The 9,922-nt window shown below is 43.9% G+C and carries 8 protein-coding genes and 1 pseudogene; 5 read left to right on the forward strand and 4 right to left on the reverse strand.

Annotation, left to right across the window (positions count from 1 at the left end; translation table 11 throughout):
• Positions 1–305: pseudogene (locus B2Y23_RS07280) on the forward strand (hypothetical protein); the annotation flags it as partial.
• Complete coding sequence (locus tag B2Y23_RS07285) at positions 296–604, forward strand: hypothetical protein (protein WP_291369940.1); 309 nt, start codon at positions 296–298, stop codon at positions 602–604. The pseudogene B2Y23_RS07280 and the gene B2Y23_RS07285, both read left to right, overlap by 10 nt.
• 29 nt (positions 605–633) lie before the next feature.
• On the opposite strand, the gene B2Y23_RS07290 is transcribed toward B2Y23_RS07285, so the two are convergent.
• From B2Y23_RS07290 to B2Y23_RS07305, 4 genes are all read right to left on the reverse strand, one after another.
• On the reverse strand, positions 634–1,137 hold the full coding sequence (locus B2Y23_RS07290; RefSeq protein ID WP_291369942.1) for a glycine-rich domain-containing protein: 504 nt from the start codon (positions 1,135–1,137) through the stop codon (positions 634–636).
• A gap of 147 nt (positions 1,138–1,284) precedes the next feature.
• Entirely contained in the window at positions 1,285–2,457 is a 1,173-nt protein-coding gene (gene fadA / locus B2Y23_RS07295) for an acetyl-CoA C-acyltransferase FadA (protein ID WP_291369944.1), read from the reverse strand.
• Positions 2,458–2,469: 12 nt separating this feature from the next.
• Positions 2,470–4,623, reverse strand: coding sequence for a fatty acid oxidation complex subunit alpha FadB (gene fadB, locus B2Y23_RS07300; protein WP_291369946.1), 2,154 nt, complete (start codon positions 4,621–4,623; stop codon positions 2,470–2,472).
• Positions 4,624–5,113: 490 nt separating this feature from the next.
• Complete coding sequence (locus B2Y23_RS07305) at positions 5,114–6,163, reverse strand: AAA family ATPase (protein WP_291354028.1); 1,050 nt, start codon at positions 6,161–6,163, stop codon at positions 5,114–5,116.
• Between the two features lie 190 nt (positions 6,164–6,353).
• Between B2Y23_RS07305 and uvrC the strand changes: the two genes are divergently transcribed.
• The 3 genes from uvrC (at position 6,354) to pgsA (ending at position 9,753) form a co-directional block, all read left to right on the forward strand.
• The gene (uvrC, locus tag B2Y23_RS07310; protein ID WP_291369948.1) at positions 6,354–8,153 is read left to right on the forward strand and encodes an excinuclease ABC subunit UvrC; all 1,800 of its coding nucleotides are present in this window, start codon (positions 6,354–6,356) and stop codon (positions 8,151–8,153) included.
• A 109-nt stretch (positions 8,154–8,262) separates the two neighbouring features.
• Positions 8,263–9,057, forward strand: coding sequence for a thioesterase family protein (locus B2Y23_RS07315; RefSeq protein WP_291369950.1), 795 nt, complete (start codon positions 8,263–8,265; stop codon positions 9,055–9,057).
• A gap of 108 nt (positions 9,058–9,165) precedes the next feature.
• A complete protein-coding gene (gene pgsA / locus B2Y23_RS07320; protein ID WP_291354023.1) occupies positions 9,166–9,753 on the forward strand; it encodes a CDP-diacylglycerol--glycerol-3-phosphate 3-phosphatidyltransferase in 588 nt (195 codons plus the stop codon).
• The last annotated feature ends 169 nt before the right edge of the window (positions 9,754–9,922 follow it).

Genomic DNA, 9,922 nt, shown 5'->3' on the forward strand with positions numbered 1-9,922 from the left:
TTTTAGTCATTTCAATCTTTGTCGGAGTTGTAGGTGGGTTTGGTATTTATCAAGTACAGGAGAAACTCAAGCCTACTGAGATTATTTATTCAGAATTAAATACGAGTTGGTCAGATTGGCAAATTGAAGCTTTTGATCGGAGTTGTAAGGCAAAGTACTCACAGTTAAAACCAAACTGGTCTTCAGAAAAAATTGCTAAAATATGTACGTGTTATGTTAGTTATATAGTGGAAAAAACTGATTATCCAAGATCAGGAAAATTGAGTAATGTCATAGCGAATGAGGGTATTCGAGAATGTCGTTAAATGATAATCAGCGAAACAAGCATGTAACAAAATTTCTAGAATTATTAGATGCATGTTATGACGGAAAATTAAAGATATTTAGTGATGAGTTTTCAAATTTTAATGATACTTTTTATGAAAAATTAAAAAAAGAAGTACAGCGTGCAAAAGTTGGTACTATTTCTTTAAAAAAAGAAGATACTTTCAAAAAATATAACTTTTTTCTAGAGTATAAACTTTGGGAAAAAAATAATACTGATATGAAAATGAAAAAATTTGACTTAAATATTGATGGATTAATTAAAAGTATATGTAAATGAGAAAGGGAGCAAAAAGCTCCCTTATTAGGTTATTTGCATGCTCCAGGAACACGACAGGCACAACTGGATGGAGCATGACAAGCATGATCATCTCCACATCTTGCAGCTATTGTGAAATCTGGGTATGGGCCAAACCAAATTTCATACAATTCCTTGGTCCGTTTAAATGTGTTTTCTAAATTTTGTTGATCTAACTCATCATGAATTCCAAAATATGGGTAATGATGTAAGTAAGTGCCAAAAACCTTCAAACTATCCATATGATAACTGCGTGTATCTAAAATATGAGCATGCCAAAATTCGTCTACTAATTTATTAGGTACAAGATTTTCTTTAGGGTAGAAGTATTTTAGGGTTAAAAATCGTTTGTACTCTTGTTCAGCAAATTGAAATACATCTTTGGACATCACAGCTTCTTTACCAGATGTGAGTTTAAATTTTAGTTTTTCAAAATTCATAGCCATAATTGAAGCAGGCAAAATTGTGCATTTTAAAGCTGAATCTTTTGTTAAGTTGATTGCTAAATTTGTCATGAGTTTTCCTTTCGTTATTAAAGTGTTTTATGTAGTCGGTGTGTCTACGAAAGGAATAATGACATTTTGAATATGTATAAAAAGGGACAAATAAGGGACAAAAAAACCCCGCTTGCGCGGGGTTCTTTTTATCTTGGTATTTAAGAATTAAACACGTTCGATAATCGTTGCGATACCTTGACCAAGACCGATACACATAGTCGCAAGACCGATTTGCGTATCTTGCTGTTCCATTACGTTCAGCAATGTAGTCGTGATACGCGCACCAGAACAACCCAATGGGTGACCCAAAGCAATTGCACCACCGTTCAGGTTCACACGGTCTTGCTGGTCATAAATGCCTAAGCCTTTAAGAACAGACAAACCTTGTGCAGCAAACGCTTCGTTTAACTCAAAAGTTTGAATGTCAGCAATTGACAAGCCAGCACGTTTAAGCGCTTTTTGAGTTGCTGGAACTGGACCGTAACCCATGATCGCAGCGTCACAGCCTGCAACCGCCATAGAGCGGATCACAGCACGTGGCTTAAGACCAAGCGCTTGAGCACGTTCAGCAGACATAAGCAACATAGCTGAAGCACCGTCAGACAATGCTGAAGATGTAGCCGCAGTTACAGAACCGCCTTTAGGGTCGAATACTGGACGTAGCGCTTTGAACGCTTCAAGGTTGGCATCTGGACGAATCACTTCATCGATGTCGCACAGGATTTTGAAACCGTTTTGGTCATGACCTTCAACACCAATAATTTCGTTTTTGAAACGACCTTCTTGTGTTGCAGCCCAAGCGCGGCGGTGAGATTCCACACCGAACGCATCCTGTTCTTCACGGGTAATGCCGTTCATGCGACCTAACATTTCAGCGGTTAAGCCCATCATGTTAGACGCTTTAGCATAGTGCTTAGAAGCTTCTGGGTTCAGGTCGATGCCGTGCATCATGCCTACGTGGCCCATGTGCTCTACACCACCAATGATGAAGATATCACCCTGGTTAGTCGCAATTTGCGCAGCAGCCGTGTGGATTGCCTGCATAGAAGAACCACAAAGACGGTTTACCGTTTGACCTGCAACAGTTTTTGGAAGATCAGCCAATAACGCGATGTTACGACCGATGTTCATACCTTGCTCTAGGGTCTGGTTTACACAGCCCCAGATCACGTCTTCAACTTCGTTGGTGTCAAACTGGTTACGAGCAACCAAGGCACGAACTAACTCAGCAGATAAGCTGTCAGCACGTACATTGCGGAACATACCGTTTTTGGTTTTACCCATTGCTGAACGTACGCCATCAACGATGACAACGTCACGCGGATTTAAAGTAGCCATTCACGTTGCTCCTTAACCGTAGAATTTTTTGTTGTTAGCAGCCATGTCACGCAACATTTGTGGCGCTTCATAAGCCTTACCTAAGTGTGCATATTTGTCGCAAAGTGCAACGTATTCAGCAACACCTGTTTGGTCGATGTAACGTGCAGGGCCGCCACGGAATGGAGGGAAACCAACACCCATAATCATCGCCATATCTGCTTCAGAAGCAGTTGCAACAATGTTGTCTTCCAGGCAACGAACAGTTTCGTTACAGAAAGCCAGCATCATACGGTCAATGATTTCCTGAGCATCAAATTCACGTTTTTCCGCAGTTGCAACAGATGCAACAAGCTCATACGCAGTTGGATCAACCACTTTGGCTTTTTTGCCTTTACGGTCAAGTTCATACTTGTAGAAACCAACGTCGTTCTTTTGACCCAGACGTTTTGCTTCGTACATGGTTTGAATCGAACCTTTGAAGTCCGGTTTCATACGGTCAGGGAAGCCTTCAGCCATCACTTCTGCGCCGTGAACGCCAGTGTCGATACCGACAACGTCCATTAGGTAAGCAGGGCCCATAGGCCAGCCGAATTTTTCCATCACTTTATCGATTTGCTGGAAGTCCGCACCGTCTTTAAGTAGAAGGTCGAATGCACCGAAGTAAGGGAACAATACACGGTTTACCAGGAAGCCCGGGCAGTCGTTTACAACGATAGGTGTTTTACCCATTTTCTGAGCAAGAACCACAGTGGTCGCGATTGCTTCAGCAGAAGTTTTCTCACCACGGATCACTTCTACAAGTGGCATCATGTGCACCGGGTTGAAGAAGTGCATGCCGACGAAGTTTTCAGGGCGTTGCAGGTTTTCAGCCAAACGTGTGATTGAAATGGTTGAAGTGTTAGAAGCAATGATCGTGTTTTCACGAACGTTCTTCTCGGTTTCAGCCAATACAATGCCTTTTACTTTCGGGTTTTCAGTCACCGCTTCAATCACGATATCCACTTCTTTAAACTCGTCATAGCTTAAAGTCGGACGGATACGGGCAAGGGTTTCACCCATTTGCGCAGGTTTCATTTTCTTGCGTTCAACTTGCTTGGTCAGCAAGCCATTCGCTTCTTTCATCCCTAGTGCAAGTTGTGGATTACCAATGTCTTTCATGATGATTGGTGTGCCTTTGCTTGCCGCCTGGTAAGCAATACCACCACCCATGATACCCGCGCCAAGTACAGCAGCCTGGTTTACAGGATGAGCACCTTTTTCATATTTTTTAGAGGTTTTCTTCACCACCTGGTCGTTGATGAATAAACCGATCAACGCGCCAGCTTGTGGAGTCACCGCAGCTTTAGCAAAACCTTCAGCTTCTACTTTTAAAGCTTCGTTACGTGGAAGGCTTGCACCTGCTTGTAATGAGTCAAGAAGAAGTTTAGGCGCAGGGTATTGAGCAGGATTTGCTTTTGCAAGAACCGCACCTTTCGCCGAATTGAACGCCATCATTTGTTCGATTGGGTTCAATTTAACTGGGTCAAGTTTTTCCTGACGTTTTGCTTTCCAGTCTACACGGCCAGCAAGTGCCTGTTTAACCAGGTCAATCGCAGCATCTTGAAGTTTGTCCGCAGCCACAACCGCATCAACAGCACCGTCTTTCAGTGCAGCAGCAGGTTTTTTAGGATTAGCCATCGCCATCCATTCAACCGCATTGTCGATACCAATCAAACGGCTTAAACGAACCGTACCACCGAAACCAGGGTAGATGCCGAGTTTAATTTCAGGAAGACCGACTTGAGCAGCTTCTGACATCACACGGTAGTCACACACCAGGCACATTTCAAAACCACCGCCCAATGCCATACCATTGATTGCAGCAACTTTAGGAATCTCTAAATCTTCAAATGCATTAAAGATGTCGTGAACAGGCAATGCCCAATCCACAATCGCTTTTTCACCTTGTGCGAAGTTGTCACCGAATTCAGTGATGTCAGCACCAACGATAAATGTTGATTTAGCAGAAGTAACGATTAAACCTTTCACTTCGCTATTTGCTTTAACCGCTTCAATTGCAGCTTTAAAATCTTCAATTGTTGCACGGTTAAATTTGTTGACCGACTCACCTTGTAAGTCAAAGCGGAATTCTGCAATTCCGTCCGAAAGCATTTGGACGGTAATGGCATTGCCAGCGTGGATCATGCCTGATCTCCTTTATTTTGGAGGACTTCTAAGTTGATGTTGTGAAGCAAGCGCGCATTTCCCGCGCACTTTTTTACTTCGCTAATCTTACGATAACTATATCCAAAAAGAACATAACAAGTTGTATCAAGCCGTGACGCTAGGGTCATCAATTTTTTTTCAACAAACCCGGGTGACTGGCAGCCTTATTTTTACTTTACCTGTTAAAAATATGATGAACTTTTTGTTTAGATTAAGGTTTTCTAATAATTTCGTGCTTATTTATATCGGGTATAACTGGGCGATTTCAAGTTTTTTATGGGCTTGTTTTGGTCAAAAAAGTCAATCCAACAAAAATTTCAGCGAAACAAAGTGCGTTTTAAACTGAAATTTTCAACTAAACACCCTAGTTCAACAGCTTTGCAGAGAATCTGGGGTTTATAAAAGTGAGGCAAGTGGGCAGTCAAATCCTCGTTTCAACATTTGACTGCAAGTCTCATGCTAAGCAAGATTATTCAGGCTGAATGATCAGTTGACCTTCTGCATAGTTCAAAATGAGCTGGGTTTTTTCCGGATCATTTAAAAAATACAGCGCCAGAACCGGTTCCAGTTCAGTCCGCATTTTGCGGGCTAAATGACGTGCGCCAAAACGGATATCATGCCCTGTATAAAAATGCGCTTTGGCGGCATCGGTCAAAACCACCTGACGTTTTTGATGCTGCAAGCGCTGATTCAGTTTCTGTAGTTCAATTTCCACCAGCTTCGGCAGAGCATTTTCCTGAACTGCCTGATAATGCAAGGTGCGGTCAATCCGGTTTAAAAATTCAGGATCGAATTTTTTAAACATCACTTTTTCAATAATGGTCTTGGTCGGTATTTTTTTCAGGCAAATCGCCTGCATTTTTTTCGGCAAAAAATTCAGTTTATCTAGATATTGCTGAGCTGCCTGTGCACCGACATTACTGGTCATGAAAATCATACAGTTACGAAAGTCGATAGTTTTGGTGCCGGAGGTCAGGGTCAGCTTGCCGGTGTCCAGTATATTCATTAAGCCACGGATCACTTCGGTCGAGGCTTTCTCCAGCTCATCAAACAGCACAATTCCGGGACGGGTGTGAGAGCCGGCGATAGCAGTTTCATCAAACAGGCTATGACCTTCTTTGGAGCCGACATAGCCGGGAGGGGCACCGGTAATGGCTGCGGCATAATGTTCTTGCGCCAAGGTGTTCATATCAATCCGGCAAAAAGCATCCGGGCGGCCATAGATGGCTTCAGCGATCAAACGTACCGTTTCGGTTTTACCGACACCGGTAGGGCCGAGCATTAAAGTCACCGATAGCGGGCGTTCGGGACTGGAAAAATCGGCTTTGACCACATGCAGCATTTTTTCAATTTCTTGCAGTGCTGCGTCTTGTCCAATAATGCGCTGCTTCAACAGCTGCATGACCTCAAGCGGTTCAAAATGAAAACGCGGCTTGCCAATCAGTTTATCTTTTTCAGATGTGCTATGCGTTGCAGTGACTGGTTTGACTATATGCATGGCGTGATTGGTGGTCGTCATTCCGTTTGATCCAAATTTTTTCAGATGGCTTGAGCATAGCAAAATAAGCGCAATTAACTTATAGCTTTTAGCAATCACGTGATTGTTGGAACTTTGTATGATTGCGATAAAAACTGGACATTGGCTTGAAAATGGCGTGAAAACCATCACATCATGTAGCAAAGCTTATCCAATTTAAATCAGGCTGAATGTGAACGAAAACGCACGTGACAATATTGAAAAGATTCTGGCTCATATGACGACTTTACCGGGCGTATACCGCATGTTGGGCAAAGACGGCGAATTGTTGTATGTCGGCAAAGCCAAGAATTTAAAAAACCGTGTGTCCAGCTATTTTGTCAAAACCATCGAGCATCCGAAAACACAGGCGCTGGTGGCGCGGATTTATGATATTCAAACGCTGGTGGTGCGCTCGGAAACCGAAGCCTTATTGCTGGAACAGAACCTGATCAAGCTGCATCGTCCGCCGTATAACATCATGCTGCGTGACGACAAATCTTATGTCTATATTTTTGTCTCCAGTGACAAGCCTTATCCGCGTATTGCCGCGGGTCGTGGCAAGGGCAAGCATCAGGTGGGCAAGTTTTTTGGGCCTTATCCGAGTGCCTATAATGCCCGGGATACGCTGGTGGTGCTGCAAAAACTGTTTAATGTACGGCAGTGTGAAAACAGCTATTTTGCCCAGCGTAAACGTCCGTGTTTGCAGTATCAAATCAAACGCTGTACCGCGCCTTGTGTTGGTCTTGTTTCGCCTGAAGATTATCAGGAAGATGTTAAAAGTTCGATTCGCTTTTTACAGGGCGATACCAAAGAGCTGAATCAGGAACTGATTGCCAAAATGGAAGCGGCGGCGGAAGCGCTGGAATTTGAAAAAGCGGTGTTTTACCGTGACCGGATGGCGCTGCTGCGTGATGTGCAGTCACAACAGGCGATTTATAAAGTCAAAGGTGAAGCAGATATATTGGCCATTGCCTATCATGCCGGGGTGACCTGCGTGCAGATCATGCATGTGCGTAATGGCAAAATGCTCGGCGGTAAAAGTTATTTCCCGGATATGCTGGGCGATGATCTGGGACAGATGTTATCGGATTTCATGGCGAACTTTTATTTTCAGGTCGCCGATGAAGTGCCTGTCGAGCTGATTGTGAATGTCGAGCTTCCAGATCGCAAAGAGCTGGAACAGGCATTACAACAGGAATTCGCCAAGAAAGTGCAGATCAAGCACAATGTCCGGGAAACCCGTGCCGAATGGCTGGAACTGGCTAATATGAATGTGCAGCATGCCATTAAAGGTCAGCTGGCCAATCATTTTGAACTGAATGAGCGGTTTCATCAGCTGGAACAGGTGGTCGGGCGTCCGGTTGACCGGATTGAATGTTTTGACATCTCACATACCATGGGTGAAGCAACGGTTGCGTCCTGCGTAGTGTTTGATTCGGGTGGTGCGCGCAAACGTGATTACCGTCAATTTGCTATTGATGATATTACCGGTGGAGATGACTATGCAGCTATGCGCCAAGCATTGACCCGTCGCTATAAAAAAGCCATGTTGCCCGATTTACTGCTGATTGATGGCGGTAAAGGACAGCTGCACATGGCGATGGAAGTGATGCAGGAGCTGGGACTGGATGCCTTTATGGTTGGGGTCTCCAAAGGCGAGGGGCGTAAACCGGGCCTGGAAACCTTGCATTTTACCGATGGCACTAAAATCCAGTTACCTGAAGACCATAAAGCGCTGCATCTGATTCAACAGGTGCGTGATGAAGCGCATCGTTTTGCCATTACCAAACATCGAGCCAAACGCGACAAAAAACGTGGCTCATCGGTACTGGAAGTAATTCCGGGTCTTGGTCCGAAACGCCGCCGTGATTTGCTGACCCATTTTGGCGGCATTCAAGGGGTGCTGAAAGCTTCGGAAAATGACTTGAAACTGGTTCCCGGTCTAGGTGATGTCATGGCTCGTACCATTTATAAGGTATTGCATGAATAAATTCGGGCAGATTGGCCAAAGCGCTCATTGACGCAGCAGTCATTGATCATTCACAACAGTTCAAAATAAGTGAAAGATAGAACAAATTAAAAACTCTAAAGGACGAAGGATGTCACTGCGCCAATTATTTACTGCAATTGAACAGAATGAATGGGTCGATATTCCCGAAGGCTGGTTACAGGGCCGGACCATTTATGGTGGACTGGTAGCCGGGATGATGATGCAAAAAGCCGTGATCGCTGTTGCAGATGCAGAAAAACAGTTGTTAAGTACCAGTGTGACCTTTGTTGGGCCTGTGCAAATGGCACCGGTTCGATTAAGTGCCGAAATCTTACGGCAAGGCAAGTCTGTGACCACGGTTGAAGTGCGACTCTGGCAGGATGATGTGGTGCAAAGTATTCTGATTGCCAGTTTTGGTACGCAGCGCCAGTCGACTATTTCCGTTCAACAGGAACGAGCTGCACCTGAATTTCCAATGCCTGATCAGTTGAAAATTGCCGAGCATCATCCTTTAGCGCCGGAATGTTTTGGGCAGATGGACCTGGTCTGGGTGGATGGGCAGTATCCATGTAGTGCAAGTATAAAACCTGATTTTAGTGGCTGGATGCGTTTTAATCCGGATATACATGACAATCGGGAAATGACCGTCGCCGATTTGATGGTGGCCTTCGATATGTGGCCGCCTGGCGTTTTGCCCATGTTCAAGACATTCGCACCGGCCAGCTCCCTGACCTGGCATGTGACTTATGTACATCCCTTAAAAAATCATCTACATGATTGGTTTAAATATAAAGTATTTACCGATTATGCTGCAGATGGTTATTCGACCGAATATGCCCATCTTTGGGATGCGGAAAATCGACTGATTGCGATTTCCAGACAGACAGTTACCGTGTTTGCCTAGTGACACTTTCTAGCAATTCGTATAAAGTGACTCTTATTAACGATGAATCAATCCTCAAAATATGTGTGGTTTTTCATTGTACATAGAGGGAAAAAATTGGCGGTGTCTATGACTACAGGTCGCATCCTGAATATTCCGAATATCCTGACTTTGGCGCGTATCGCTTTAATTCCTGTTTTTTTGCTGGTGGCTTACTGGCCACCTGCAGTTGGTGTTGCAAGTCATGATACAAATATGACTCGTCACATTATTTTAACGGCCATTTTTGTCATTGCTGCGATAACTGACTGGTTTGATGGCTATTTGGCCCGTTCACTCAATCAAACCTCCGCATTTGGACGTTTTTTGGATCCTGTCGCAGATAAGCTGATGGTTGCGGCTGCATTAATTGTTTTGGTGCAATGGCAACCGAGCATTTCTATGGCCTTTGCAGCAATTGTGATTATTTCACGTGAAATTACGGTTTCTGCCCTGCGTGAATGGATGGCAGAACTAGGAGCGCGTACCAGTGTTGCCGTATCGACTGTAGGTAAATATAAAACCGCTTTCCAGATGATTGCGATTTCAGTATTTTTACTGAATTGGCAGCCGTTTGAAACGTTGGCTTATGCCTTGCTTTACACGGCGGTCATTCTGACATTATGGTCAATGTTTATTTATTTAAAAGCCGCATGGCCTTATTTAAAACAGCCTTAAGCCCCGATTTAAAAAAAACCAAAAACGTCCTAAAGGGGCGTTTTTTTATATCTGCCCTAATTTTTTGGAAGATCGTCCTCAAAAATAGCAGACAAAAAAAATCCTAGATTTTGGGGGAAACCTAGGATTGAAATCGGGGATATTTATATATGTTATAAGATGGATAATC

Source organism: Acinetobacter sp. UBA5934 (assembly GCF_002430855.1).
In the GTDB taxonomy this organism is placed as follows: domain Bacteria; phylum Pseudomonadota; class Gammaproteobacteria; order Pseudomonadales; family Moraxellaceae; genus Acinetobacter.